The sequence below is a fragment of the Polynucleobacter sp. AP-Sving-400A-A2 genome (assembly GCF_018688155.1).
Classification (GTDB): domain Bacteria; phylum Pseudomonadota; class Gammaproteobacteria; order Burkholderiales; family Burkholderiaceae; genus Polynucleobacter.
The window spans coordinates 577,852-604,406 of the sequence record NZ_CP061312.1 but is presented as its reverse complement, the minus strand read 5'-3'; the positions used below and the strand labels follow the sequence as shown (position 1 = coordinate 604,406).

Annotated in this window: 31 protein-coding genes and 1 tRNA gene; 19 read left to right on the top strand and 13 right to left on the bottom strand. The window is 45.7% G+C overall.

The window, feature by feature from the left end:
- The first annotated feature begins 1 nt into the window (after nt 1).
- Nucleotides 2-319: a chaperone modulator CbpM gene (locus C2758_RS03210; protein WP_215329563.1), complete on the top strand. Its 318-nt coding sequence runs from the start codon at nt 2-4 to the stop codon at nt 317-319.
- 50 nt (nt 320-369) lie between these two features.
- Nucleotides 370-1,041, top strand: a complete 672-nt coding sequence (locus tag C2758_RS03205; protein ID WP_215329562.1) for an alpha/beta hydrolase — start codon at nt 370-372, stop codon at nt 1,039-1,041.
- 11 nt (nt 1,042-1,052) lie between these two features.
- On the opposite strand, the gene C2758_RS03200 is transcribed toward C2758_RS03205, so the two are convergent.
- The gene (locus tag C2758_RS03200; RefSeq protein ID WP_215329561.1) at nt 1,053-2,984 is read right to left on the bottom strand and encodes an ATP-binding cassette domain-containing protein; all 1,932 of its coding nucleotides are present in this window, start codon (nt 2,982-2,984) and stop codon (nt 1,053-1,055) included.
- A gap of 101 nt (nt 2,985-3,085) precedes the next feature.
- On the opposite strand from C2758_RS03200, the gene C2758_RS03195 reads away from it, so the two are divergent.
- On the top strand, nt 3,086-3,682 hold the full coding sequence (locus tag C2758_RS03195) for an ATP-binding protein (protein WP_215329560.1): 597 nt from the start codon (nt 3,086-3,088) through the stop codon (nt 3,680-3,682).
- 4 nt (nt 3,683-3,686) lie between these two features.
- On the opposite strand, the gene C2758_RS03190 is transcribed toward C2758_RS03195, so the two are convergent.
- Complete coding sequence (locus tag C2758_RS03190) at nt 3,687-5,297, bottom strand: NAD(P)/FAD-dependent oxidoreductase (RefSeq protein ID WP_215329559.1); 1,611 nt, start codon at nt 5,295-5,297, stop codon at nt 3,687-3,689.
- An 89-nt stretch (nt 5,298-5,386) separates the two neighbouring features.
- Between C2758_RS03190 and C2758_RS03185 the strand changes: the two genes are divergently transcribed.
- Together C2758_RS03185 and C2758_RS03180 are read left to right on the top strand one after the other, a co-directional pair.
- Nucleotides 5,387-5,935: a YaeQ family protein gene (locus tag C2758_RS03185; protein WP_215329558.1), complete on the top strand. Its 549-nt coding sequence runs from the start codon at nt 5,387-5,389 to the stop codon at nt 5,933-5,935.
- A complete protein-coding gene (locus tag C2758_RS03180) occupies nt 5,932-6,354 on the top strand; it encodes a putative toxin-antitoxin system toxin component, PIN family (RefSeq protein WP_215329557.1) in 423 nt (140 codons plus the stop codon). Before C2758_RS03185 ends, C2758_RS03180 begins: the two co-directional genes overlap by 4 nt.
- Here C2758_RS03180 and C2758_RS03175 read toward each other — a convergent pair.
- Nucleotides 6,338-7,354, bottom strand: coding sequence for an LLM class flavin-dependent oxidoreductase (locus C2758_RS03175; RefSeq protein ID WP_215329556.1), 1,017 nt, complete (start codon nt 7,352-7,354; stop codon nt 6,338-6,340). The two genes, C2758_RS03180 and C2758_RS03175, sit on opposite strands and share 17 nt — an antisense overlap.
- Before the next feature lie 33 nt (nt 7,355-7,387).
- Between C2758_RS03175 and C2758_RS03170 the strand changes: the two genes are divergently transcribed.
- The 5 genes from C2758_RS03170 to C2758_RS03150 all read left to right on the top strand — a co-directional run bounded on the left by C2758_RS03170 (nt 7,388) and on the right by C2758_RS03150 (nt 8,948).
- A complete protein-coding gene (locus C2758_RS03170; RefSeq protein WP_215329555.1) occupies nt 7,388-7,609 on the top strand; it encodes a hypothetical protein in 222 nt (73 codons plus the stop codon).
- Between the two features lie 21 nt (nt 7,610-7,630).
- Nucleotides 7,631-7,834 carry a SlyX family protein gene (locus C2758_RS03165; RefSeq protein ID WP_215329554.1) on the top strand — a complete coding sequence of 68 codons (204 nt, stop codon included), beginning with the start codon at nt 7,631-7,633 and terminating at the stop codon, nt 7,832-7,834.
- Nucleotides 7,835-7,902: 68 nt separating this feature from the next.
- On the top strand, nt 7,903-8,235 hold the full coding sequence (locus C2758_RS03160) for a type II toxin-antitoxin system RelE/ParE family toxin (protein WP_215329553.1): 333 nt from the start codon (nt 7,903-7,905) through the stop codon (nt 8,233-8,235).
- Nucleotides 8,232-8,537 (top strand): helix-turn-helix transcriptional regulator, encoded by a 306-nt coding sequence (locus C2758_RS03155; protein WP_215329552.1) that lies wholly within the window; start codon nt 8,232-8,234, stop codon nt 8,535-8,537. Before C2758_RS03160 ends, C2758_RS03155 begins: the two co-directional genes overlap by 4 nt.
- A gap of 63 nt (nt 8,538-8,600) precedes the next feature.
- On the top strand, nt 8,601-8,948 hold the full coding sequence (locus C2758_RS03150; RefSeq protein WP_215329551.1) for a phage holin family protein: 348 nt from the start codon (nt 8,601-8,603) through the stop codon (nt 8,946-8,948).
- A 3-nt stretch (nt 8,949-8,951) separates the two neighbouring features.
- Here C2758_RS03150 and C2758_RS03145 read toward each other — a convergent pair whose 3' ends face one another.
- The gene (locus C2758_RS03145) at nt 8,952-10,766 is read right to left on the bottom strand and encodes an AsmA family protein (protein WP_215329550.1); all 1,815 of its coding nucleotides are present in this window, start codon (nt 10,764-10,766) and stop codon (nt 8,952-8,954) included.
- A gap of 215 nt (nt 10,767-10,981) precedes the next feature.
- Between C2758_RS03145 and C2758_RS03140 the strand changes: the two genes are divergently transcribed.
- Nucleotides 10,982-11,857, top strand: a complete 876-nt coding sequence (locus tag C2758_RS03140) for a hypothetical protein (RefSeq protein ID WP_215329549.1) — start codon at nt 10,982-10,984, stop codon at nt 11,855-11,857.
- Between the two features lie 11 nt (nt 11,858-11,868).
- Here the strand turns inward: C2758_RS03140 and C2758_RS03135 are convergent, their stop codons facing one another.
- A complete protein-coding gene (locus C2758_RS03135; protein WP_215329548.1) occupies nt 11,869-12,138 on the bottom strand; it encodes a hypothetical protein in 270 nt (89 codons plus the stop codon).
- Nucleotides 12,139-12,271: 133 nt separating this feature from the next.
- On the opposite strand from C2758_RS03135, the gene C2758_RS03130 reads away from it, so the two are divergent.
- Nucleotides 12,272-12,583: a hypothetical protein gene (locus tag C2758_RS03130; RefSeq protein WP_215329547.1), complete on the top strand. Its 312-nt coding sequence runs from the start codon at nt 12,272-12,274 to the stop codon at nt 12,581-12,583.
- On the opposite strand, the gene C2758_RS03125 is transcribed toward C2758_RS03130, so the two are convergent.
- Together C2758_RS03125 and C2758_RS03120 are read right to left on the bottom strand one after the other, a co-directional pair.
- Nucleotides 12,574-13,638, bottom strand: a complete 1,065-nt coding sequence (locus tag C2758_RS03125; protein WP_215329546.1) for an extracellular solute-binding protein — start codon at nt 13,636-13,638, stop codon at nt 12,574-12,576. The genes C2758_RS03130 and C2758_RS03125 overlap by 10 nt on opposite strands.
- Nucleotides 13,639-13,700: 62 nt before the next feature.
- A complete protein-coding gene (locus C2758_RS03120) occupies nt 13,701-15,257 on the bottom strand; it encodes an iron ABC transporter permease (protein WP_215329545.1) in 1,557 nt (518 codons plus the stop codon).
- A gap of 68 nt (nt 15,258-15,325) precedes the next feature.
- Between C2758_RS03120 and C2758_RS03115 the strand changes: the two genes are divergently transcribed.
- From C2758_RS03115 to C2758_RS03100, 4 genes are all read left to right on the top strand, one after another.
- The gene (locus C2758_RS03115) at nt 15,326-16,396 is read left to right on the top strand and encodes an ABC transporter ATP-binding protein (RefSeq protein WP_215329544.1); all 1,071 of its coding nucleotides are present in this window, start codon (nt 15,326-15,328) and stop codon (nt 16,394-16,396) included.
- A gap of 99 nt (nt 16,397-16,495) precedes the next feature.
- On the top strand, nt 16,496-16,975 hold the full coding sequence (locus C2758_RS03110; protein ID WP_371817709.1) for a glutathione peroxidase: 480 nt from the start codon (nt 16,496-16,498) through the stop codon (nt 16,973-16,975).
- A gap of 20 nt (nt 16,976-16,995) precedes the next feature.
- A complete protein-coding gene (gene folE / locus C2758_RS03105; protein WP_215329542.1) occupies nt 16,996-17,679 on the top strand; it encodes a GTP cyclohydrolase I in 684 nt (227 codons plus the stop codon).
- Nucleotides 17,680-17,700: 21 nt separating this feature from the next.
- The gene (locus tag C2758_RS03100; RefSeq protein ID WP_215329541.1) at nt 17,701-18,096 is read left to right on the top strand and encodes a dihydroneopterin aldolase; all 396 of its coding nucleotides are present in this window, start codon (nt 17,701-17,703) and stop codon (nt 18,094-18,096) included.
- A gap of 4 nt (nt 18,097-18,100) precedes the next feature.
- Here C2758_RS03100 and C2758_RS03095 read toward each other — a convergent pair whose 3' ends face one another.
- The gene (locus C2758_RS03095; RefSeq protein WP_215329540.1) at nt 18,101-18,748 is read right to left on the bottom strand and encodes a glycosyltransferase; all 648 of its coding nucleotides are present in this window, start codon (nt 18,746-18,748) and stop codon (nt 18,101-18,103) included.
- 72 nt (nt 18,749-18,820) lie between these two features.
- On the opposite strand from C2758_RS03095, the gene C2758_RS03090 reads away from it, so the two are divergent.
- Nucleotides 18,821-19,366 carry a YggT family protein gene (locus C2758_RS03090; RefSeq protein ID WP_215329539.1) on the top strand — a complete coding sequence of 182 codons (546 nt, stop codon included), beginning with the start codon at nt 18,821-18,823 and terminating at the stop codon, nt 19,364-19,366.
- A gap of 10 nt (nt 19,367-19,376) precedes the next feature.
- Here the strand turns inward: C2758_RS03090 and recQ are convergent, their stop codons facing one another.
- Both recQ and C2758_RS03080 read right to left on the bottom strand, forming a co-directional pair.
- The gene (gene recQ, locus C2758_RS03085) at nt 19,377-21,212 is read right to left on the bottom strand and encodes a DNA helicase RecQ (RefSeq protein WP_215329538.1); all 1,836 of its coding nucleotides are present in this window, start codon (nt 21,210-21,212) and stop codon (nt 19,377-19,379) included.
- Between the two features lie 87 nt (nt 21,213-21,299).
- A tRNA-Ser gene (locus tag C2758_RS03080) sits at nt 21,300-21,389 on the bottom strand.
- Between the two features lie 138 nt (nt 21,390-21,527).
- On the opposite strand from C2758_RS03080, the gene C2758_RS03075 reads away from it, so the two are divergent.
- A complete protein-coding gene (locus C2758_RS03075; RefSeq protein WP_215329537.1) occupies nt 21,528-21,773 on the top strand; it encodes an AbrB/MazE/SpoVT family DNA-binding domain-containing protein in 246 nt (81 codons plus the stop codon).
- On the top strand, nt 21,773-22,195 hold the full coding sequence (locus C2758_RS03070; RefSeq protein ID WP_215329536.1) for a type II toxin-antitoxin system VapC family toxin: 423 nt from the start codon (nt 21,773-21,775) through the stop codon (nt 22,193-22,195). Before C2758_RS03075 ends, C2758_RS03070 begins: the two co-directional genes overlap by 1 nt.
- Here C2758_RS03070 and serS read toward each other — a convergent pair whose 3' ends face one another.
- Genes serS through C2758_RS03055 form a run of 3 tightly spaced genes read right to left on the bottom strand, consistent with a single transcriptional unit; the run spans nt 22,196 to nt 26,541 of the window.
- Nucleotides 22,196-23,506, bottom strand: a complete 1,311-nt coding sequence (gene serS, locus C2758_RS03065; RefSeq protein WP_215329535.1) for a serine--tRNA ligase — start codon at nt 23,504-23,506, stop codon at nt 22,196-22,198.
- 31 nt (nt 23,507-23,537) lie between these two features.
- Nucleotides 23,538-24,257 (bottom strand): outer membrane lipoprotein carrier protein LolA, encoded by a 720-nt coding sequence (locus C2758_RS03060; RefSeq protein ID WP_251369246.1) that lies wholly within the window; start codon nt 24,255-24,257, stop codon nt 23,538-23,540.
- The gene (locus C2758_RS03055) at nt 24,229-26,541 is read right to left on the bottom strand and encodes a DNA translocase FtsK (RefSeq protein ID WP_215329534.1); all 2,313 of its coding nucleotides are present in this window, start codon (nt 26,539-26,541) and stop codon (nt 24,229-24,231) included. The genes C2758_RS03060 and C2758_RS03055 overlap by 29 nt, the downstream gene beginning before the upstream one ends.
- Nucleotides 26,542-26,555: the final 14 nt, after the last annotated feature.

Below are 26,555 nucleotides of genomic sequence, written 5' to 3'. Positions count from 1 at the left end.
TATGGCACAAACACAAATCACCTGGATTACAGGTAGTGTTGTTGAAGAAGAAGTACATATGAGTATTGTAGAAATTTCACAAGCGACACGCGCACCAGAGGATCTCATCATGTCTTGGGTATCCGAGGGTGTTCTCAGCCCTGTGGGCTCATCCCCAGAGGACTGGCGCTTTAGTGGAGAGTCCCTTAAGCGCGCAAAGACTGCTGCTCATCTGACCCATGATCTAGAACTCAATACTCCTGGAGTCGCTCTAGCGCTAGATCTTCTAGACGAAATCAGCCGCCTTCGCAATCAGATTCTTCGTGAAAAAATAATTTAAGCCCCAAGGGACTTAGTAACACTGTACTTTGTAATTTAGGATAAAAATAAATGACTGCGTTGCCCTGTATTGAAATTGAAACTGCTCCCAATCCAAGTACTGCTGTCATTTGGCTTCACGGACTAGGAGCTGATGGCAATGACTTTGTACCCATCATTCCCCAGCTCAATCTTTCTGAATGCCCTGCCATTCGATTTATTTTTCCAAGCGCGCCCTCGATGGCTGTCACAGTCAATGGCGGCTACGTGATGCCAGCCTGGTATGACATTACAGGGAGAACTATCAACGACCGCGAAGATCTTGCTGGTATTCAGAAATCAGCCACAGCAATCTCAGAGTTAATTGAACGAGAGGCAAGTCGCGGGATTGCCTATGAAAAAATTGTTTTGGCTGGCTTCTCGCAGGGCTGCGCTATGTCTTTGCAAGTTGGTCTACGTTTTCCACATAAATTGGCTGGGATCATGGCACTGTCAGGCTATTTGCCTTTAGCAAACTCGCTGGCACTCGAGAGAAGTCAGGCTAATAGCAAGACTCCTATTTTTATGGCGCATGGCATTTGGGATGCAGTGATCACTCTCGAGCGCGCAGAAGCCTCAGACGATACTCTAGAAAAATTAGGCTATCAGGTGGATTGGAATACCTACCCAATGGAACACTCTCTTCATCCAGATGAGCTGGTAGATATCTCCAGATTTTTGACTATGGTGCTGAGCAAGTCATAAGACATATTGCATTAAGATTCTGAGCGACTTAAGAGTAACTCCCAGCGCTGTAGTTTGATATCTAGATCGGCAGTGATTTCTGACAAGCGCGCTTGCATGCTTGCCGCTAATTCAGGTTCATTCTTATAAAGATCTGGATTACTCATGGCAATCCCAATATCAGCCTGCTCCGACTCCAAAGTTTCGATCTGCAACGGTAGGACTTCTAATTCTTGCCGCTCCTTACCATTGAGCTTGCTGACTCCAGTTTTTGCAGCGGCGGGTTTTGATTCAACTTTTGCCTCTGGCTTTACTTCTGGTTTTGATTCAGATTTCTCAGCAGCCTTAAGACCACCGTTGGCTGCACGAATCTTGTCTGAACGCGCCTTCTGAATCTTCCAGTCTTCGTAACCGCCTTCATATTCGCGCCAAAATCCATCACCTTCATTAGCGATGATGCTGGTCACTACGTTATCTAGGAAGTAGCGATCATGACTGACCAAGAACACGGTGCCCTTATAGTCTTGGAGCAGTTGCTCAAGCAAGTCTAAGGTATCGATATCCAAGTCATTAGTTGGCTCATCCAAAACCAAGACGTTCGCAGGACGCGCAAATAAGCGTGCCAACAATAAGCGGTTACGCTCGCCACCAGACAAAGTGCTTACCGGTGAATTTGTACGCTCTGGCGCAAACAAGAAATCACTCAGATAACTCTTCACGTGCTTCTTATTGCCATTGATTTCGATCCACTCGCTACCTGGGCTAATGTAATCCTCAAGAGAGGCATTGAGATCGAGACCTTCACGCATTTGATCAAAATAGGCCACCTCAATACGAGTACCCATGGTTGCTGTGCCAGAGTCTGGCGCAATTGTTCCGAGGATCAATTTAAGTAGCGTAGTCTTGCCAGCGCCGTTAGGACCAAGCAGTCCCACTTTATCGCCACGTAAAATCGTTGCCGTGAAATCCTTCACAATCGGGCGCTCGTATGACTTAGAAACATTTTGCAGATCAGCAACAATCTTGCCACTCCTATCTCCTGCTGAAACTGCAAGCTTGACTTGCCCAACAGCATCACGCCTTTGTGAGCGAGTAGCACGAAGATTTTCTAGGCGTGCAATACGCGCCACGCTACGAGTGCGCCTAGCTTCAACGCCTTTACGAATCCAAACCTCTTCTTGTGCAAGTAACTTATCTGCACGTGCATTAGCCAAAGACTCTGAGTTCATTTCCTGATCTTTTAATACCTCATAGGCCGAAAAATTGCCTGGATACGTACGCAAGATGCCGCGATCAAGCTCAACAATCTGAGTGCAAACGTTATCCAAGAAAGCGCGATCATGGGTAATCAAAATCACAGAGCCCTTGTACTCTTTCAATAAATCCTCCAACCAAGAAATGGAATCTAAATCCAAATGGTTGGTAGGCTCATCTAGTAGCAATACATCTGGCATCTCTACCAGCGCACGGGCAAGAGCAACCCGTTTCTTAGTTCCGCCCGATAGGGTATTAATTTTGAGCTCAGCCTCTAGATGCAGGCGATCTAGCGTTTCATGAACGCGTTGCTCCCAATTCCAACCGCTTAAGGCTTCGAGTTGCGACTGCACTTCGTCTAAACGATGGTGGGCGGCATCGTCCCACTCTCCAATACTGAGGGCTTCATATTCTTCACGCAGGGCTTTAGCTTGAGCTACGCCCTTCGATACGGCATCAAAGACGGTCTCCTCAGCTTCAAATATAGGCTCTTGTGGAACATAGGCAATGCGGAGACCTTGCTGATACTGCAGCAGGCCATCATCCATTTTTTCTATGCCAGCCAAGATCTTCAATAGAGAGGATTTGCCAGTGCCATTGCGGCCAATTAAGCCAACCCGCTCCCCAGATTCCAGTGAGAAAGCAGTGTTTGCGAGGAGGTCAACATGGCCAAAAGCCAGTTTTGCATCAGTGAGTACGATTAAAGCCATGGCGACATTATCGTCACTTCACCCAAAGTGGTGATATTTCCAATAAACATGGGATTGAGAAGTAGAATTTACTCAAGGAACACCTCCAAATAAAGGGATAAATGACCTGCAAGCTCAGCCCTAGCGCTCCACGACTTATTCTCTTTGCCGGCCATGCGGGCACCGGTAAAACCACTTTAGCTAAAAAAGCACTACCCCTCATTGTTGAGAAGACTGGGGAAAGCTTTTTCTTTCTAGATAAAGATACGGTGTATGGCGCCTACAGTGCCCATGTCATGGAGCTCACTACCAATAACCCCAATGATCGAGATAGCCCCTTTTATCTTCAGAACTTAAGGGATTGGGAATATGCAGGACTGATTGCCATCGCCAAAGAAAACCTACAGCTCGGGGTGAATGTCATCCTAGTGGGCCCCTTCTCTAGTGAAATCCAAAGTGGTCGAATGTTCAAGCCCGAAGAGCTCGGTGTACCCAGCGTATCGAGCATCAGAATTGCCTGGATTGATTTAGACGAGAGCGAAGCTAAAAGCCGCATGGAGCGGCGTGCAGATCCAAGAGATGAATACAAACTTCAGCATTGGGATGAATACACTAAGCGAAGAGTAGAGCCGCCAAAGCATCCTGCAATACAGCGCTTTGATAATTTACATTTTGATGAAATTCAGTTTGAGAAATTAATCGATCACTTAATTGTTTAACTATTTACTTAGATAGATAGTCGAGCGCAACTGCTTCCGCTACCTTAATTCCATCAACCCCTGCCGATAAGATTCCACCAGCATAGCCAGCCCCCTCGCCCGCAGGGTAAAGACCTTTGATATTTAAGCTCTGATAATTGCCACCTCGAGTAATGCGTAATGGTGAGGATGTACGCGTTTCGATACCAGTCAGCACTGCATCCTTCATCGAGAAGCCTTTAATCTGTTTCTCAAAAGCCGGAATTGCCTCTCGAATTGCTTCAATTGCATAAGGAGGCAAAGCATCAGCAAGATCTGTCAGGTGCACGCCAGGTTTATAAGATGGAATTACGGAACCAAATGCTGTAGAGGCTTTACCAGCCAAGAAGTCACCCACTAATTGACCGGGGGCTTCATAGGTAGATCCACCTAAGTCATAGGCCTTGGACTCTAAGGCTCTCTGAAAATCGATACCAGCCAAGGGGCCGCCAGGATAGTCATCCGGGGTAATACCAACAACGATGCCTGCATTAGCATTACGCTCGTTACGCGAATACTGACTCATGCCATTGGTGACAACCCGATTGGGTTCAGAAGTAGCTGCCACTACTGTTCCACCAGGGCACATACAGAAGCTATAGACAGCTCGGCCATTCTTGGCATGGTGAACCAATTTGTAATCAGCCGCGCCAATTAACTCATTACCAGCATGTGGCCCTAAGCGCGCCTTATCAATTAAGGATTGGGGATGCTCAATACGAAAGCCCACAGAAAACGGCTTGGCTTCCATATACACGCCCGCCGCATGAAGAGCCTCAAAGGTGTCGCGAGCGCTATGCCCCAAAGCAAGCACCACATGATTGGCAGGCAGATCAGGATGTCCTTCAATTTTAACGCCCGCAATCTGATCATCCTGAATATCAAAGCCAATCACTTTTTGTGAGAAACGAATCTCTCCACCAAGTTCAATAATTTCTTGACGCATTCTTTCGACGACGCCCACCAAACGAAAGGTTCCAATATGTGGCTTAGCAACATAATGAATTTCTTCTGGGGCGCCCGCTTTGATAAATTCAGCAATGACTTTGCGACCGTAAAATTTCGGATCTTTAATTTGACTCCAGAGCTTGCCATCAGAAAACGTACCTGCTCCACCCTCACCAAACTGCACATTGGATTCTGGATTGAGGACATTCTTACGCCAAAGGCCCCAGGTATCTTGGGTGCGTTCACGCACAGGTTTGCCGCGTTCTAATACGATTGGCTTAAAACCCATCTGCGCCAACACCAAGGCAGCAAAAATTCCACAAGGGCCAAATCCAATCACAACAGGTCGCTCAAAGCTTTCGCTCTTCACTTGTGATGCGTTGGCCACAAAGTGATAACTCATATCCGGTGATGGTCGAATATGAATGTCGTTCGAAAACTGCTTCAGTAATTTTTCTTCGTTCTTTACCGATAGATCTACGGTATAGATAAAGGCCAGAGCCACGTTTTTTCTCGCGTCGTAGCTGCGCTTAAAAATATCAAACCGAATCAAGTCTTGAGCCTGGATATTTAAGCGCCGTAAAATCGCCTCTTCCAATGCCTCGGGGGCATGGCTGATAGGTAGGCGAAGTTCGGTAATACGGATCATGGGTCTCTACGATACACAGTAAATTAGGGCATTTTTCCAAATAATACTGGGATAGGCCGAATGATTGCGTTAAAAGGCGATAATGCTTTATGGCTCTACGCGCAACTATTCATAAAGTCGACCTTCACGTCGCAGACTCTGACCACCACTATTACGGCAGTCACTCACTCACTATTGCCAAGCATCCTTCTGAAACCGAAGAGCGGATGATGATACGCATCATTGCATTTGCTCTGCAAGCACAAGAAGAGTTGGCTTTTACTAAAGGCTTGAGTGATACCGATGAGCCCGACCTTTGGGTTAAAGACCTTACGGATGCCATTAAGTTGTGGATTGAGATAGGTCAGCCAGATGAAAGACGTATTCTCAAAGCCTGTGGTCGATCCGATCAAGTCATCGTCTACTGCTATGGCGGACACACCAGCAAAATCTGGTGGGATGGTATTGCTAATAAATTGACTCGCGCCCGTAATCTTCAGGTGATCTCCATTCCAGCAGAGCAAGCTAAAGAACTGAATAAGCTAGTCGAGCGTAGTATGGTGCTGCATGTGAATATTCAGGATGGGGAAGCATATGTTTCTTCTGATATGGGACAAGTCACTATCACCCCAGAAATCTGGCGCAATCAACAGCAATGAGGTCCGTAGTTTTAGACACCAATATCTTGCTAGATATTTTTGTCTTTAATGACGAAAGAGCCCTTCATTTAAAGAAAGCGCTTTTTGATAAAACAACACACTTCGTAGCTAGCCAGAAAACTATTGCAGAGTTTGCGGATGTCATCTCGCGCCCCCTCTTTAAGCTGGATGAACAAACTCAAGCAGCCATTCTGGCTCAATGGCAATCTATCGCAGAGCAGCAGGATGATTCCGATTTAGCTCCCGCGCCCTGGACATGCCAGGATCCGGATGATCAGATCTTCCTGGATCTAGCCCATCAACTTAGGCCCTCAATACTCATTAGCAAAGATAATGCAGTACTTCAAACCGCCAGCAGAGCGGCCTCAGAGGACATTATTATTACCAGTGATTACAACGCATTTAGGCTACAGAACTAAAACGCAAGCCTTTAGCTGCTTCAGCAGCAATCTCAAAGGACTTGAGGCGAGCTTGATGGTCATGAATTTGACCCGTAATGATGATTTCATTTGCGCCGGTCTGATCGAGCCAATACTGCATCTCTTTTCTTACGGTCTCTAAAGATCCAACGGCAGAACAGCGCAAAGCATGAGTCGCAGTCATTTTTTCATGCGACTCACAAAAGTCATCTAAGTTTTCTATTGGGGGTGGTAACTGCCCGCGAGTATTGCGGCGCATACGAATAACGTTTTGCTGCAAAGTAGTAAATAGATGAGCAGCCTCTTCATCGGTATCTGCAGCGACTACATTCATCAGAAATGCGCAATAGGGTTTGGCCAACTTATCCGATGGCTTAAACAGTTCACGATAGGTAGACATCGCATCTATTAATTGCTCAGGTGCAAAATGCGAGGCAAACGCGTAAGGCAAACCGAAGTGAGCCGCTAGTTGAGCGCCATATAAGCTAGATCCTAATATCCAAATCGGTACCTCAGTATCCACACCCGGAATAGCTTTCACAAGCTGCCCCTCCTGAATAGGGCCAAAATAATGCTGTAGCTCGCGTACATCCTGCGGAAAGCGGTCATCACTTCCAAGTAAATCGCGTCTTAAGGCTCTGGCTGTCATTTGATCTGACCCTGGCGCACGCCCTAAACCCAGTTCAATCCTACCGGGGTAAATAGATGCCAAAGTGCCAAATTGTTCTGCGATCACCAAGGGGGCATGATTTGGCAACATCACGCCACCTGAGCCAACACGAATAGTTTTTGTACCGCCAGCAATATAGCCAATTAAAACTGCGGTGGCAGAGCTGGCATTGCCCGTCATGTTGTGATGCTCGGCTAACCAATAACGGGTATAGCCTAAAGCCTCCGCATGCTGGGCAACATCCAATGAGTTCCGCAAGGCATCTGCAGCAGTAAATCCCTCGGGGATCGGAGATATATCTAGAATGGAGTATGGGACAGCATTTGTCATTCCTAGATCATACCGAGAAAGTATTTATTAAACATGAGTAAACCAAAAATGGCGGACGCCGATGACGGCCTCTTTAAGCCGGGTAGTAAGCTAAAGCACGTGAAGACGGGTGGTTTTTATAAGGTGGTCTTACTTGCCAATGTCGAAGCCAATCTAGAGCCAGCCTACGTCTATGAATCCCTTCAGTCACACGATTTTTGGATCAGACCAAAAGCGGAGATGGAAGATGGTCGATTTGAATTGGTCGACGCTTAAGATAAAGATGAGAGAACTGACATGACCGATGATCGCATCACCAATCTTGAAATCAAGCTTAGCTTTACTGAAGATTTGATTGATCAACTCAATCAAACAATCTACAAGCAGCAGCAACAAATTGAATTTCTGTATCGTGAGCTTAAATCCATCAAGGAGCAGGCTAGTAGCGGGGATAGCGCAGGTAACAACAGTCCAAAAGATGAAATCCCTCCGCATTATTAAAGCCCTTGATTTATTGTTGATTAGGTTATATCATTTTTGACATATATCAATATTGATATAATTTATGGATGACCACATGGACCGTACATACCCTTAACACCACAGTTGACGATGAGCTAGAGGCACTGCCAGTAGATATTAGAAGTAAGTTTGTCAGAGTCTCTGGATTACTTGAGCAGTTTGGCCCCCAAAATGTTGGAATGCCTCACATCGGGTCTTTGGGTGATAAATTCTGGGAAATACGAGTTTCTGGTCAGGATGGAATTGCAAGAGGAATTTATATCTACTCCAGTGGGAAAAAAATAATCGTTCTACATGTATTTATTAAGAAGGCTCAGAAAACTCCACCAGCAGCTTTGCAGATGGCGACAAGAAGAGCTAAACAGGCAAAGTTAATATGACTAAGATCTCAAATTTACATAAAAAGTGGACTAAAAATCCAGATTACAAAGAAGCTTACGACGAATCTCGTATGGAATTTGAGATTGCGAAGGAAGTTATTGAGGCTCGTATGAAGAGTGGGCTATCGCAAGAGGAGCTGGCCGCACTGATGAGCACCTCCCAATCCGCAATTGCAAGACTTGAGAGTGGGGTTAGCCTCCCCTCCCTAAGAACCTTGACTAAATTAGCGGCGGCCACAAATACGCATATTGAAATCCACTTTAAGCCAATTAAAAATTCAAAGCAAAAATTAGCCGCTTAGGGCTACACTAAGATTAGCCGCGTACGATATTGATTTCTAAGTCTATTAAAAAGGTTAAACGTCATGGGTAACTTAGTACCGTTTTTCGTCCAGTGGGGCTTAACTTCGTTATCCCTCTGGGTTGCCAGCCATCTCTTTAGTGGCTTACGCTTTGCAGATGGCGGCTCACTCTTGATTGCCGCTCTACTGCTGGGATTTGCGAACGCGGTAGTGAAGCCTTTATTAATTCTCTTCACGCTGCCACTAACCGTCCTTACGATGGGATTATTTCTACTGGTAGTGAATGCATTGGTTCTCATGCTGGTGTCTTCAGTAGTGAGTGGCTTTACGATCTCCAGCTTCTGGACCGCATTCTTTGCCAGTATCTTTATTTCATTATTCAGCCTCTTTATCAGCGGAATACTGTTTTAAAAATTACTCTGCCCCAGGGTAAATATCAGACCAGGGGTGGAGCGCATCACGGCATGGGTGGCTCTTTGAGGTCATTGATCTAGCATTCTCAGCCAAAATGCTTGCGCCGCCCGTCAAAAAACCAAGTCCAATAGAGACAGCGCTGTTCACCACCCCAGCTTGATTAATGCCCGCCTTAGGATTTGTCAGAGTACCGCCCATCTTGACCATTCCAGTTAAATCCAAGCCCGTTGTAAGCCCTGATTTCTCTTGTGGATCAATAGTGAGATTAATGGCCTCCGTCTTCAGATTGATATAGCCAGCTAAGGCCGCATCCAACTTATCCGTTTCAATCCCAACTGACTTAGCTATATTGATCTGGCCATTATTAATTGGTAAGTAGGCAACTGCACATTCCAAAACTGTCTCAGTTGTTTTTTTACGTAATGGATTCATCGAATCCAAAAGGGTCACCACAAAATCACCAGCATCGTTTAAAAAATTCGTCCCCATACGAGCCTGGTTAATACTCAACTGAATCTTGCCACTTGAATTTGATGCCATTTGGTGGAAGCTACTCCCAGATGTTTTCACATCAAATGCCATCTTCATACTGCCTCCACTCACCTTGGATCCCGGGTCAAGCCTAGCCAGCAAGTTCTCAAGCGTTAAATCCTTCGTCACTCCTTTAGCTGTGAGAACAGGAGTTGAGGTATCCAGCTCTGAGAGCTTGATCTGTAGACCAGCACTTCCCTTACCCATCCCAAACCTCAGGTTTGGAATATCAATCACACTGCCATTCAGTTGCAAGGAGGCCTGAAGATTTTCAATGGGCTTACGCTTTGGCAAATTCAATTCACCAATATTAATCACGATCTCTCCCTTGGCTTGCGGCAGTAGATCAAAGGGAATGCTCTCATTGCTAAATAAGTACTTAGGCTGCGGCTTTTGAACCTGATGCACGACTAATACCGACTTATCGCCACTTACAGCCCGCGGAGGATGATTAGGAGACACCCCCAGGACGGGCCAGTCAAATGCTTTTGAGTTCAAGCTCAAATTGATCATGGGTGGAGTCTTGGGATTTTTACTAAGCTCACCTTTCATCATCATAGACTTGCCATTCATAGTGAGATTCAGGTCAACTGGAAATTGCGCCGAGGAAACATTCCACTGCTTGAGTAATCTAGAAAGTGAGCCTGTTTTCCCGCTGAGCTCTAGAGCCTGATCTTGAACCTTCATACTGAGGGATACGACTGTTTTATCACCACTATCTGTCAAGGATAAACGCCCAATTTGGTAGCTTGATATGGCGTTTGAAGGATTTTGATATTGAATGCGAGCATCTGCAATCGAAACACTATCCATAGAGATTAAATTATCACTAGCAGGAGAGCTGACTGAATTATTGTTAGCTGCCGGGGAGCCCCCAGATGCCTCTGCACTGAAATCCCAATTAGCCTTACCAGCCCCATTTTTTTGAAGAAATACTTCTAGACCAGTAAGCTTCACGCTGCCAATCTCAATACGCTTACTCAGCAGCGGTAGAGTTTTAATATTTAAATCAATTCGCTTAAGCGTCAGCATCTCAGAATCAGATCCCCAAGATGCGTTACTCAAACTTAAACCCTCTGCGGAAACAGAAATCCCCGGAAAAAAACTTAAGCTTACTGGACCGGTGATTTTGAGATCTCTTCCAGTAGCAGTTTTTACAGAGGAAGAGAGTAGTTTAGTCAGTTGCACTGGGTCTACAGTTGAGGCTGCGTACCAAACTCCCACTGCAATAAGAATGATTACACCACCCAGGGCGCTAATGATGATTTTGACTAATTTACTCATGGATAAGTCATTCTAAATTACCTACCAACCTTAACCTAGGATTGATTTTTATATTATTGGATTTAATCGCATAAGGCACTTAATAAACAATTAGGCATTGAGTACTGATATTGCAAGGTAAATCCCCATATTAGTATCAGCAAAAGTGGAAAGATCTGAAGTAAGATCAAAGGTGTAATAAGCATATTAACTACCAATAGAAAGGGTAATAGACCATGGCTACAAAGAAGTCTCCAGCAAAAAAGAAAGTAGCTACTAAGGTGGTAAAAAAAGCCCCTGCAAAGAAAGCCGTCAAAAAGGTCGCCGTGAAGAAAGTGGCAGCTAAAAAGGCCGTAAAAAAGGTAGTGAAAAAACCAGTAAGCAAAAAGCCGGCTGCTAAAAAGCCAGTAGCTAAAAAAGCGGTTAAAAAAGTAGCGGTGAAGAAGCCTGCTGCCAAAAAACCTGCCCCAAAGAAAACCACTAAAAAATCCCCTAAGGCATCTGCACCCAAGAAACTTAAAGTTGATCAGTACGGACTCGAGGAAGATGATGAGTTCTATGGCCTCTACTTTGCCAAATCGACCAATAAGGGTTTAGTTGAAGTAAAACCTTGCACCTTCTCCTTAATGTATTGGTGGAAAGGCTTACTTGGCTATCCTGACATGATTGAAATCTCTAAAGATAGCAATACTGCGATGTTGCAGTTTGAGTCTACCTTCGGCGGTGGCGATTCTGGTGAGACAGAGTTGACAGAAAAAGATGTGTTCGATGTTGACCATATTATTGAAATCGATGAACAAGAGCAGTTAGTCTCCCTCTACTCTTACGTTCCGATTCCTGTTCCAGAAAAGCTGATTGGTGCATTAGGCCTCTCTATTTTGAATATCAATCCAGAAACCCGTTATGGCAGCCTTGAGATTTGCTCTACTGATAACGAAGAAGGTGCAAATGAGCACTTCCTGCGCTACCGTGCAGCTACTTATTTGCGTGGCGTGAAATCTGGCAAGGTTGAAGCCATCGAAAGCATGGTCACCAATGGTTCAGAGTTCTTTGGCTTGGCTTTAGATGCAATGTGCGTTAATAAGTCGATTAAGAAATGGTTGCTGAGCTAAGCAGTTACAACTTAATAGGTATTGCACACAAAAATGTAGGTCATAGGAAAGCGGTCGTTCACTGTTTTACGAGTTTCGACAATAGTGGCGCCTCGCTTTCCTAGTTTTTTACACTCCTCTGCTGCGGCTGCTTGAGCCTCAGTATCTTTAGCGGATTTAGGGGCGTGAACCCCAACCGTTCCATCAGACTGTCGGTAAACTCCAAACTCGCTTGGCGGTGTTGCGCAAGCTAGAAGAAATAACCCAAGGCTTGAGACCGAAATTTTTAGTAGACGTTTCATAGATACCAATCCAACACCAAAAGAAGTAATGCCTCATTCTAGCTAGATTCTCTAAATAAGCGATCAAAGCAAGCCTGCTGAATTTCAATTAGGATTGGAATTGTCCCAAAACTAAATCCACTGAAAGCACGCTATGCAGGTACTCGCCATTAATCCCCTCACCAAAGAAATCAATACTGTAGAAATTGCTAATACAAAAGAAGCGCTTCAAGAACTGATTGGTTTTAATACCGTTGACTCAGATGAAATTGACGACAATGGCGACCGACTCTTCTTCGATGAAGAGTGCTTTATCAGACAACAGGGCAATGTAGGTCGCTTTAAAGTCGACAGCTTAGCCCCAGTCGCTGGTATTGGCGTGATCGTCAACAGTAAAGATGGGAAAACCTTTCAATCCCCCGTAATCAATGCACAAGAACTGCTACAGCGAGTAACTTACTTGTAGCCCACCCTGTCTAGCAATCTTTGTGCGGCAATTTGATTCTTTCCAATCGCCGCAATAGAGATATTTTCTGCCTTGAATGGGCCCAACATTTTGAGGCCTTCATTTTCAATTTTGACTGACTTCACTACGGGCCACTCGTTATTACCGTTAGCAAAATACTCTTGCGCAGAGTCACTTGCCAAGTATTCAAGAAATTGTTTTGCAGCCTGTGGATGCGGCGCACTTTTAGCAACCCCACCCCCCGCAATATTGATGTGCGCACCAGTAGTCTGCTGATTTGGCCAAATAAATCCAATCTTAGAAACAATGGCCTGATCTTCTGGCTTGGTTGATCGTAAGAGCCTGACCAGGTAATAAGAATTTGTTAAAGCTACACCGCATTCACCTGAGGCTACCGCCTTGATTTGATCGGTATCGCCACCTCTTGGAGGGCGAGCCATATTAGCCACCATGCCCTTGGCCCACTCCTCAGTAGCAAGCTCGCCACGACGTTCGATCATGGCACCAATTAATGACAGCATGTAAGGATGGGCGCCTGAGCGGGTACATACCTTACCCTTATTCATAGTCTCTGCTAACTTCTCGTAAGTATCAACGTCTTGTGGATTTACTTTTGCTTTGTTATAGACCACGAGACGCGCTCTGGTTGAAAAGCCAAACCAAGTTGATCCCTCTGGCTCGGGCTGAGAACGTAAGTTCGCCGGGATACGGCTCTCTAAATATTTTGACTGTATCGGCCTAAAGAAGCCATCAATTTGAGCGCGCCATAATCGAGCTGCATCCACCATTAAAATCACATCCGCTGGACTATTGGTGCCTTCGCTTTTTAATCTCTCTGCTAAGGCATTGTCATCAGCCTCAATTCGGTTGATCTTGATGCCTGTCTTTTTTGTGAAGTCACTGTAGAGCGCCTCATCAGTTTGATAGTGACGGGCTGAGTAGAGATTAAGCTCTCTCGCTTCCTTTACGTCCTGTGCCTGCAAAGGCAAGGCTAGAAATACGCTCAACAACAAGCTAGAGCTACCTAGGAATTTTCTTATAAGTGAGTTTGCCATTGCTGTATTTGCGATCAGAATTAGATTAAATCTAATGTATCACAAATACGAATGATTATCAATTAGGATTTGGAAATAACCCTTGACAGCAGCAATACTGGAAAAAGTCCAACCAAAACAATGGTTAAGGAAGGTAATGCCAGTTCAGCAAGACGCTCATCTGCAGCCAACTGATAAGTTGCGACAGCCAAGGTATCAAAGTTAAATGGGCGCAATAAGAGCGTTGCAGGTAATTCCTTCATGACATCCACAAAGACAAAGAGGCCCGCAGTAATCAGGCTTCGCTTGAGTAAGGGCACATGAACCCGCTTCAAAATTTGCATCCTAGAAAGTCCCAGTAGTGCCGCTGAAGCATCCATAGATGGGGTAATGCGCGCCAGACCAGCCTCTACACTCTGCAAACTAGAAGAAAGAAAGCGGACTAGGTAGGCATAGACTAGTACTAATATGCTGGCAGACATCCACCAAGCAAGCTGAAAGATTTCCAGAAAAGAAAGGATGCCAATGGCTAAGACCGCACCGGGTAAAGCATAACCAAAACCTAGTAATCGATTAACCCAACTTAAGCGTGTATTCATGCGTACGGAGTAAGCAAAGAATACGGCTAACGCTACCGAGATAAGCGCAGTCAGAATCGAAACTAATAAAGAATTACTTAGCCAATCTAGATATCGAACATCGATCGTGAGGCCTTGTTTGAAGAGTAATTGCAAGAGCGCAAATGCAGGTATCAAAAATCCGCACAAGAGCGTAGCACCACAAAATGCAAATGCAAAAAAAGCTTTCTTGCCTTTAAGAGACTTCGCGATTGGCTTACTCCGAGTTGCAGAGGCAAAACGTAATTTTGAGCGACTACTTTGCTCGATAAAGAAAATTAGCAAGACAAAACTTAAGAGCCCTAAGGCAAGTTGCACTGCAGCTATTCGGTCTCCAAATGAGAGCCAAGCCTTAAAGACGCCTGTTGCAAAAGTCTGCACACCAAAGTAAGAGACGGCACCAAAATCAGCAAGTACCTCCATCAGCGCCAGCGCCATGCCCGCAAAAATGGCTGGCCTTGCCATAGGCAATACCAATTTCACAAATCCTTGAAGTGGACTGTAGCCTAGTGTTTCTGAAACCTCAATCAATCGACCACTACGCTCTAAGAATGCTGTACGGGTAATAAGATAAACATAAGGAAACAGGCAGAATGAAAAAGACCAAATAGCCCCAGTCAGCGATCTCGGATCAGGAAAGAACCAGAGTGCGTCAACTCCTAGTGCAGCACGCAGCGCACTCTGTATCGGACCCGAAAACTGCAAGAGATCAACAAAGAGGTAGGCCATGACATAAGTGGGCACTGCCAAAGGCAAAATAAGAGCCCACTCAAATATTTTCTTCGCAGGAAAATCATAGCTCGCAACAATCCAAGCATTGCCCACCCCGAGGATAAAGACTCCCACTCCGACACCAAAAATAAGCACTAAGGTCGAGGCAATATAGCCACCCAGTACAAAGTTCCATAAATGGCTGAGGGTACCGGTGGCCAATAACTCCCTCCCGGGGAATAGGAAAGGTGCTGCCAGGCCAAAGAGGGGCAAAAATAACAACAGGGCAAGTGGCACCACAATACGATTCATGAAATCGGCAATCCGTTTAGACTCTAGCTATGCATTAAACCACTAGCATTAATGAGAAAATTATAGAGATGAACTCCGCTCGCACCCTACTTTCGATTCAAGCACTGGAAATCGACTACCCCAGTCGAGATGGTCAAGGTCGTGTTACTGCTGTTAAAGATCTTAATCTCGATCTGGCTCAAGGTGAGATTGGCTGCTTATTAGGCTCATCTGGCTGTGGAAAATCCACCGTCTTGAGAGCTGTTTGCGGGTTTGAGCCCGTTAAAGCAGGGAAGATTCTCTTGCGTGATCAGGTGGTAAGCTCAGATTCCTCTCACCTCCCACCCAATCAAAGAAAAGTTGGCATGGTCTTTCAGGACTTTGCCCTCTTTCCCCATCTCAATGTTTTAGAGAATATTGCCTTTGGCTTGCAACACCTATCAAGCAAAGAAAGATCTGCAGTGGCCATGGAGTGGCTTAAGAGGGTGTCGCTAGCAGATAAGGCTGATGCATATCCTCATGAGCTCAGTGGCGGCCAACAACAGCGTGTGGCACTGGCTAGGGCAATGGCACCAGAACCAGATTTAATTTTACTAGATGAACCCTTCTCTAGTTTGGATATTGAACTGAGGGAGCGTCTTGCAGGCGAGATGCGAGAAATCCTCAAAGCAAACAACATTACCGCCCTACTAGTCACACACGATCAATTTGAGGCTTTTGCCATTGCTGATAAGGTCGGCGTTATGACTGATGGCAATGTATTACAGTGGGATGTCCCTTACGAGCTGTATCACAAGCCAGCCAATCGCTATATTGCCGACTTTATTGGTCGCGGGGTATTTCTGAAGGGGATCGTCCAAGCTAACAACAAAGTCAAAATTGAGTTAGGCGAGCTCGACCTAGAAGAAGATCGCAGCGCTGAAGCTGGAAAAGAAATCGATGTTCTCTTGCGTGCTGATGATATTGTGCATGATGATCACAGTACCTTGTTAGCAGAGGTTGTACGTAAGACCTTTAGGGGAGCCGACTTCTTGTACACCCTTAAGCTCGCTTCAGGTGTTGAAATTTTTGCTTTTGTACCTAGTCATCATGATCATGCGATTGGCGAAAAGATTGGTATACACCTGGTGGCTGATCACGTGGTCACCTTTAGCCAATGAGTGGCTTTCATCAAGAAAAGCACCCTCATTTCACGCTCAGCAGAAAGCACTCTTTTCAGATACATTGGACTTTTGACGCTATAAGATCTTTTCTGGAAATTGAACGTGCTACCGAATATCGAGTTAGAGCGCCTAAACGGCAATAAAGAACCTATTACTGACTATGCGGGCAAAGTGCTATTAGTAGTCAATGTAGCTAGCCAATGCGGCTTTACTTCCCAGTACAAAGAGCTACAAGGTCTATATGATGAATTTCATAGCCAGGGCTTAGAAATCCTTGCTTTTCCATGCAACCAATTTGGTGGCCAAGAGCCCGGTACTCCTCAGCAGATCGAAGCGTTTTGCAGCACCCGGTTTGGAGTCACCTTCCCTGTTTTTCAAAAAACGGATGTCAATGGCTCCAATACCCACCCCCTCTTTGAATACCTCAAAACAGCTGCTCCAGGTTTGCTTGGGACCGAAGCTATCAAGTGGAATTTCACAAAATTTCTAGTAAACCGTAATGGACTTCCAGTAAAACGATTTGCGTCAGCTAGCTCACCCGCGAGCATCAGTGCGGATATTAAAAAACTACTTTAATTAATGAAGAATATTGATACATGAACGATGGCATCCCACTCTCAGAAGTAATACGCAAACGCATCAAAGCTAAAAAAGCACGATTTCATGCAAACGATAATATCTCTGCATTTATTCAGCCTGGGGAGCTCGATGCCTTAGTAGAAGAGGTAGCGGTAAAAATGCAGGCCGTCCTTGAGAGCCTGGTGATTGATACAAAAAGCGACCACAACACTCAAAATACAAGTAAGCGTGTTGCCAAAATGTTTGTCAATGAAGTGTTTAATGGCCGCTATGTAGAGCAACCTTCGCTAACAAAATTTCCTAATGTCAGTCAACTGAACGAGTTAATGATTATTGGCCCCATTACCGTCAGAAGCGCTTGCTCCCACCATCTTTGTCCGATTATGGGCAGAGTGTGGATTGGGATACTTCCGGATAAGAACTCCGCCCTCATTGGCCTCTCGAAATACTCTCGTCTAACCGAGTGGGTGATGTGTCGTCCGCAGACTCAGGAAGAGGCGGTTGTAGAGCTTGCCGATATGATTGAGAAAAAGGTTAAGCCTACTGGTGTTGCGATTGTGATGGAAGCTGATCATTTTTGTATGCAGTGGCGTGGCGTTAAGGATCCAGACTCTAAAATGATTAATAGCGTGATGCGGGGATCTTTCTTAAAAGATCCCAATTTACGTCGTGAATTTTTATCACTAATTGCACGCAATTAAGACCGGCAAAGAGAGTATCGAATGACATCAACGGCCTGCATCGAATTAAAAGATCTTAGATTAGATACCCAGATTGGGACTTATGCGCCTGGCGCCTCAATCCCCGATCAGCATTTACTAAATCTGACTTTATGGATCAGCCCTAAATTGATTTTGATTTCAGAAGATCTCATGGATCGGGTGTTCGACTACGATCCCCTCGTCCTTGAAATCGATCGCTTAGCTGCCGATGGTCATTACGAGACTCAAGAAAGATTGGCTACCAGAATAGTTGAGGCATGTGCTCGCTATTCGGAAATTGAGTCTCTAGAAATTAGCCTCAGAAAAACACCCGTACGGGAAAGCTCAGGCGTATTGGGGATCAAACTATATATTGATCAAAGTAGTCTTGCCAGTATGAGAACAATACTTACTTAAACGCTTAAGCCTCTTCCTCAAGAGCGTCAACGAGATGGTCGTACTTTAAAAAATTTTCTCGATGTCTTCTGTAGTACAAAAGGCCTTCATTCAGACTGGCCACAGTAGCGCCCTGCTCGCGCATTTTGTCCCAAAGATTCCAGTCCTCTTGCGGATGAATGCCATCAGCATATCTTTCCCTATAACCTACTTGTTGACCGAGCGAGGTTCGATACATCATTGAACCATGGTGCTTACCCTCACGATCCCAGTAGAGATCTCCTTGGTGAGACCTAGTCTCGCCAGGAACACGATCATGAATCTCTTCTTTTAATTCGCCAGTAACCACGATGTCATAAGTAACGATATCGGCACTAGCATTTGACAATAACTCAATTGCATCTGATCTGAGCCAATTGTCAGCGCCAATAAACAGAACGTATTCCGTATTGACCCTCATGAGTAAATCATGGAAATTATCCACAGTACCTAAATTCTGCGGTCTGAGAATATATTCAATATCGGGATATAAGCTAGGTAAGTGGCCACAATCATGCGCCCCATCATCGACAAATAGAATTCTGGCGGGGGCTTGTGTTTGAGATAGCAGGGACTCAATGCAGTGTGCCGCAAGGTGGCCGTACTTATAAGAGGCGATAACGACTGTAATCATATTGCTGGGCATTAGAACACGAAAGTGTGATGTCTGAATGAAGCCTCGCTTTAAACCCCCTACAATAGAACTATGTTGATACAAATCGCCAATCTTCTCCTCCAAGTCCTCGTGAGCATTGTTGCGGGAGCATGTCTCCTGAGATGCTATCTCCAGTGGCTCGCCTTTAATCTGGGCTCTGGCCAAAGCAGAACCATCGGCGCATATGTGCTTCCACTGAGTAATTGGATCGTGATCCCACTTCGCAAGATAGTCCCAAGCGTTGGTCGCTTTGATGTCGCTAGCTTTTTAGCTGCTTACCTACTGGTTGTAGGCAAGACGGCCATCCTTTTATTACTCTCAGGAGCTACTTTAACGAACATCTCGTGGCTCCTATTGGCCTTAATCGATTTAGTGGATCTGATACTTTCGGGATTAGTTGGCTTGGTTTTTGCAAGCGTCATTCTCTCTTGGGTTAGTGCTGGCTCCCAGATACAGTATTTGGTCTCACTTTTAGTGGAGCCTCTGCTGGCGCCAATCAGAAAAGCAATGCCGAACTTTGGGGCCCTAGATTTATCACCTCTTTTGCTGCTGCTTATCCTACAAGTTTTGCAGATTGTGGCGAGTAATCTGAGGTGACTAGTTAAGTCTAATTAGCCTCAAGATGTGCCGAAATGACCTTGATAAAATGTTCACCATAACGCTCTAGCTTAGCTTGCCCGACTCCACCAATGCGACTGAATTGATCTAAGGTAGTGGGGGTAGATTTGACCATCTCCTGCAAAGTGCTGTCATGAAAAATTACATAAGGTGGCACTCCTTGTTCGCGGGCTAGTTCAGTACGCTGAGACTTGAGCGCCTCCCAAAGTTTTTCATCTGCAACATTACTAAAAGGATGTGTAGAGCCCTTCCTTACCCCAGACTTCGTAGCCTTACTCTTGGAATAGCCTGTTTCTTTTCGCAGCCAAACTTCTTTGTCTCCACGCAGTACAGGCAAAGCAATGCTGTCTACCAACTTTAAGCCGCCATGTAATTCAATATCTGCATCTAAATAACCGCCAGCTACCAATTGACGATAGATACTGTTCCACTGAGCCTGATTAAGCTCTGCACCAATACCAAATGTACTTACTTGCTCATGAAAATATTGCTTTACCCTAGGAGTCACTTTACCCAATAGCACATCAATTAAATGGGTCACACCAAAGCGTTGACCGGTGCGATAGACACAGGACAATGCTTTTTGCACTTCTTGTGTGGCATTCCAGGTAGCTACTGGTTCTAGGCAGTTATCGCAGTTACCACAGCTACCAGCATGTATCTCTCCAAAGTAGCGCAGGATTGTTTGATGGCGGCAGGTTGTGGATTCGCAATAGCCCAGCAAAGCATTGAGTTTTTGGCGCTCCACCCTCTTACGATCTTCAGAAGCTTCGCCAGAATCCACCATTTGCCGCAAGCTCACCACATCCCCAAATCCGTAAGCCATCCAGGCATTGGCTGGCAAGCCATCACGTCCTGCTCGTCCGGTTTCTTGGTAGTAGCCTTCCATACTTTTGGGTAGATCTAGATGAGCCACAAAGCGGACGTTGGGCTTATCAATACCCATACCAAACGCTACGGTTGCAACCATGATGACGCCTTCTTCACGCAAGAAGCGTTTTTGATTGGCGCTGCGTGTTTCTACACTAAGGCCAGCATGATATGGCATGGCATCCCATCCGCGGTCTTGTAACCATTGCGCAGTCTCTTCTACACTGCGACGGGATAGGCAATAAATAATTCCAGAGTCATCGGCGTGCTCAGCGTCTAAAAAGTGCTCTAACTGTTGCTTGGCACTCTGCTTTTGCAGAACTCGATACTTAATGTTGGGGCGATCAAAGCTAGAGACGAACTGCTCAGCAGATTCCAGTGAAAGTCGCTCAACAATTTCTGCGCGGGTTGGCGCATCTGCCGTTGCTGTTAAGGCGATACGGGGCACCTTTGGAAAGCGCTCATGCAAAACAGTTAACTGGCGATATTCTGGACGAAAATCATGACCCCATTGCGAAACGCAGTGCGCTTCATCAATTGCAAATAATGCAATCCCAGGTCCCGCATGAAGTCGATCAAGCATGGATAGAAAGCCTGGGTTCATTAATCGTTCTGGCGCTACATAGATCAAGTCGAGATCTCCAGCCAGCAATTGAGTGCTTACCTGCTGTGAGGTTGCCGCATCTAGACTGGAGTTTAGAAATGAAGCCTTAACACCTAGCTGGGTTAAGGCATCGACTTGATCTTGCATCAACGCGATTAAGGGTGAAACTACCACCCCTACACCGCGGCGCACTAGGGAGGGAATTTGATAGCACAGCGACTTGCCAGCGCCAGTGGGCATGAGTACTAAAGCATCACCACCAGCAACTACATGCTCAACAATAGACGCCTGAGCACCACGAAATTGATCAAAGCCAAAAACATCATGAAGTATTTGCTGACTCGATTGCAACCGTAATACTCCTTTGAAATAAAAAGCCCCACGTCATGGCGGGGCTGTATGAATATCTTGTTTGTATTTAAAAATACAGAATCTGGCTGGCGGAGAGGGTGGGATTCGAACCCACGGTACCTTTGACAGTACGCCTGATTTCGAGTCAGGTACATTCGACCACTCTGCCACCTCTCCGAACCAAGGTGCAATTATAGCTACCGATACACAAACCCATGCGCCCAATATTGCCTATCAAATTTAGTAGACATGGTTGATATAGCGTATTAATATAGATATACATTGATGTATATCTATATTAGAAAGGATTTGCCCGTGAACATCCAAATATCGAAATGGGGAAATAGTCTGGCTTTACGCATACCCGCAACGTTGATTAAGCAAATTCAACTCAAAGATGGGGATAAGGTTGAGGCAACCCTATCAAAAGATGGCGCAATAATTATCAGGCCACAAAAATTAGATCGCAAAGCAATTGCAGCCCAACTTAAAGCATTCAGAGATACATTGAAGATGGGTAAATCGGTAATGGATGAAGTCCGATCAGAGGCACGCTATTAATGATTTATGTTGATACAAGCGTTTTTGTAGCCTTGTGCACAACTGAGCTAAAGAGTGATGATGTTGCTAAATGGTACGCAAATAGTTCGGCAAAGATGATCTCCTCTACTTGGGCATTTACCGAATTCTCTAGTGCACTGAGTCTTAAGGTCAGAACTAGCCAATTAACAGAAAAGCAAAGTCGAGAAGCTTGGAAAAAGTTTGATAGCCTCTGTCAAAGCGATGTTGAACTCTTACCGATCGAAAGCAAAGTATATTATTCAGCCGGAATCTTAGTGGTTGATAGTAAATCAAATCTGAGGGCAGGCGATGCCCTTCACCTGGCTGCAGCGAAGCAATTTAAATCCAAATCTTTGGCCACTCTAGACAAAGTTTTAGCCAAAAATGCGAGCAATGTAAAAATTCAGGCTGTTTTAATTTAATCAGATTGGCCTGAGAACCTCTAAACCACCCAAGTAAGGTCGCAAAGCTTTCGGTATCGCAATGCTGCCATCAGCCTGCTGGTAGTTCTCTAAAAGCGCAACACCAGTTCTACCAACAGCTAGACCTGATCCATTCAAGGTATGCACTAACTCTGGCTTGCCTTGCCCGGCCTTATATCTTGCTTGCATACGCCTTGCCTGAAAATCACCCATATTGGAGCAAGAGCTGATCTCACGATACGCATTTTGCGATGGGATCCATACTTCAAGGTCATAGGTCTTTGTGCTTCCAAAGCCCATATCGCCAGTGCAGAGCAATACTTTTCGATAAGGTAGCTCAAGTAGCTCTAAAACCTTTTCTGCATGCGAAGTTAATTCTTCAAGTAACTGCATTGAGTCTTCTGGCTTGGCAATTTGTACGAGCTCTACTTTTTCAAATTGATGTTGACGAATCATGCCGCGCACATCACGACCATAGCTTCCTGCCTCAGATCTAAAGCATGGGGTATGCGCAACGAATTTCAGTGGCAACTCTTCAGCCGCAGTAATGGTGTCACGCACTAAATTGGTAACTGGTACTTCTGCTGTCGGTATCAAATAAAAGTTTTCAACTTTTGCTTCGCCTGCCCCATCTTCACCACCCATTTGGCGAGGAACCTTAAACAGGTCTTCTTCAAACTTCGGCAACTGACCAGTGCCACGCATAGATGCCGCATTCACCATGAGTGGGACGTTAAGCTCCTCGTATCCATGTTGAGTTGAATGCAAATCAATCATGAATTGCGCTAGGGCACGATGCAGTCTGGCCGCAGGCCCCTTCAGAACCGCAAAGCGTGAGCCGCTAATCTTTGCAGCAGATTCAAAATCAAGTCCTAGTGGTACGCCCAAATCCACATGATCTTTCACGGGAAATGAAAACTGGGGGGTCGCGCCCCAACGCTTGACTTCTTTATTCTCAGTCTCGTCTTTACCTACTGGAACTGCTTCATCCGGCAAGTTAGGAATCCCCATCAAGAAATCTGCAATCTCTGCCTGCAATATCGCCAAGCGAGCTGAGCCTGATTCCATATCGACGTTAATCTGGGTTGCTTCAGCCATTTCAGCAGCAGCATCTTCGCCCTTACCTTTTTTCATGCCAATCGCTTTAGCCAGCTGGTTACGCTTGGCCTGCAATTCTTCAGTGCGAGTTTGCAAGGATTTACGCTCGGACTCTAAGGTGTTAAACCTCTCAACATCGAGTTGAAATTTGCGCGTAGCTAAACGGGCAGCAACAGCTGCGATATCTTTACGAAGTAATTGCGGATCAATCATGTAATGCTCTATTGGTTAATGGGTATGTACGTTAGTTTAAGCGTAAGACTTCTGCGCCGGCAGGTGGCGCAAAGGTAAAGCGATTGGCGGGCAGGTTCACATTGAGCTGAATCTTGTCTAGCGTGACTAAAACAACACTTCCAAGGCCATCAATAAGCTCTAGTGCTTTAGGTAGGCCATTGGCCATTCCGACTGAGATCTTGGTATAGGGCATGTCTTTACCATTTTTTTCATTGGGATTTTTCTTAGGCACGAGGGCAACCCATTTCATACCCAGACGATCTTCACTCTCAACTAAATCAAAATGTTGATCTAGCGAAGTTTCACCAAAAAGAATTGCGGCAGGAGTTGCAGCCAATGCTTGACCAGCAGGCCTGAAGGTGGCTTGATTTAAATCCTTATCCCACATGATGAGTTGCTTGCCATCGGCAATTAGTTTTTGCTCGTATGGTTTTTGGGTATCCCAAATAAATCGGCCTGGGCGCTGAAATACAAAACGTCCCTGCGTTTGGCGAACCACTTTTAAACCTTTATCTTGTGGTTCATTTGCTTTGGGTGCACGCAACTGCTGTTGCACAAACTCACCTTCAGCGGTTTTGGAGTTGCGCACGAACTGACGCAACTGCTCTGCTCCACTCTCAACTTGTGAAAGTGCCACCCCTGAAAACAGAATAGCTATTCCTAAAAATGCTGCAGAAAAAAATCTTTGCAAAATGACTGCCTTACTCTGAAGAACGATGGAGGATTTCACGATTACCGCCATTACCCATCTTAGAAACTAAGCCAGCTTTTTCCATATCTTCCAGTAAGCGGGCTGCGCGGTTATAACCAATACGCAAGTGGCGCTGCACCAAAGATATTGAGGGGCGCTTGTTTTCCAAAACAATAGCGACTGCTTGGTCATACAAAGGATCAGCTTCGCCACCACCCTCACCGGTTAGGGCATCGATAGTTGATTCGTCAGCGCCTTCCAGAACGCCATCAATATAGTTAGCCTCACTCTTCTCCTTGAGCCACTCGACCACACGATGAACCTCGTCGTCAGAAACAAAGGCGCCATGGACGCGAACTGGTAAGCCTGTACCTGGCGCCATATAGAGCATGTCACCCATACCCAGCAGCGCTTCAGCACCCTGTTGATCCAGAATCGTACGACTATCGATCTTGCTACTCACCTGAAAAGAAATACGAGTTGGAACGTTAGCCTTGATCAGGCCGGTAATTACATCCACGCTAGGACGTTGCGTTGCCAAGACTAAATGAATACCTGCAGCACGTGCCTTTTGAGCAATACGGGCAATTAACTCTTCAATCTTTTTACCAGAGACCATCATCAAGTCCGCCAACTCATCAATCACGATGACTATCACTGGCGCTTTATAAATTGGCTCTGGATCATCAGGAGTCAAGCTAAATGGATTGGTAAGCTTCTCACCTTTTTCTTCAGCCTCTAAGATTTTTTTATTGAAGCCAGCCAGATTACGTACGCCAAACTTACTCATGAGCTTGTAGCGACGCTCCATCTCATTGACAGCCCAATTGAGAGCGTTATACGCTTGCTTCATGTCAGTAACCACTGGACACAAGAGATGGGGAATCTTGTCGTACATTGCCATCTCGAGCATCTTCGGATCAATCATGATCAGACGCACTTCATCAGGCTTCGCCTTGAAGAGAATAGACAGAATCATCGCGTTGATACCAACGGACTTACCAGCACCAGTAGTACCAGCAACCAAGCAATGCGGCATCTTCGCTAAGTCAGCAACGACGGGGCTGCCTGAAATATCCTTGCCCAAAGCAAGGGTCAAGTTAGAGTGGCTATCGTTATAAACCTGAGAACTCAGGATCTCGGAGAGGTAAACCGATTGACGAGTTGGGTTTGGTAACTCCAAAGCCATACAGGTTTTACCTGGAATGGTTTCTACTACACGCATACTCACTACACCTAGCGAGCGCGCTAAGTCACGTGAAAGATTGACAATCTGACTACCCTTTACACCAACAGCAGGATCGATTTCGTAACGAGTGACTACTGGGCCCGGGTAGGCTGCAATGACTTTCACATCTACGTTGAACTCGGCTAACTTGCGTTCGATTAAGCGAGACGTGAATTCCAATACATCTGCTGAAATAGTTTCTTTTACTTCTGGGACTGGATCCAATAGAGCTAAGGGTGGCAATTCTGAATCTGGAATATCCACAAACAGTGGCTGCTGTTTTTCACGTTCAACGCGGGCGCTCTTCAGAATTTCTACTGGGGCACGAACAATCTGTACTGGCTTAGCAATTTCCACTCGCCCACGAAACTCTTCAACGAACTCTTCGCGCTCTTCAGCAGCCGCTTCACCTAACTTACGATCCTCTTCGCTATCGCGACGCTCACGCAAACGGTTGTAAGCAAGCTCAAGGGTGCGACCTACTTTCTCAGCAATATCTAACCAGGAAAAGTGAAGGAATAAAGACAAGCCGGCACACAGAGTGAATAACAACACCAGGGTAGAGCCCGTAAAACCCAGCGTCATTTGCAAAGGATCACCAATCAGCTCTCCCAAAATACCGCCAGGAGGTCTAGGAAGCTCCCAGGTCAGCGAATGCATGCGAATGGACTCAAGTCCCATGCTGCTCAATAAAGTCAGCCCAAAGCCCAACCAACGCACTACCAGGGAGTCTGGTTTAGCTTCTGGGTCTAATGGAAGGGGAATGCTCCAAAGTTCTCGCCAACCACTCAGAACTCGGCGGCCAAAGAGCATGACCCACCAAAATGCAGAAATGCCAAAGATGTAGAGCAATAAGTCAGCCAAATAGGCTCCAAAACGCCCGCCAAGGTTCTTGGGAGCCTCAAAGCTGGCATGCGACCAAGCTGGATCCGCCTTGGAATAAGTCACCAAAATAGCCAATAAAGCCAAACAAAGACCAACCGAGATAAACCAACGGGCCTCTAAAAGGAGGCGGGGCATCCTACCCTGCCCTTGATTCTCAGGGGGCTGGAGGCCTAAAGGTGTTTTGGACTTCGGGTATGCGGTTCTTGCCATGTTCTACCGATTGT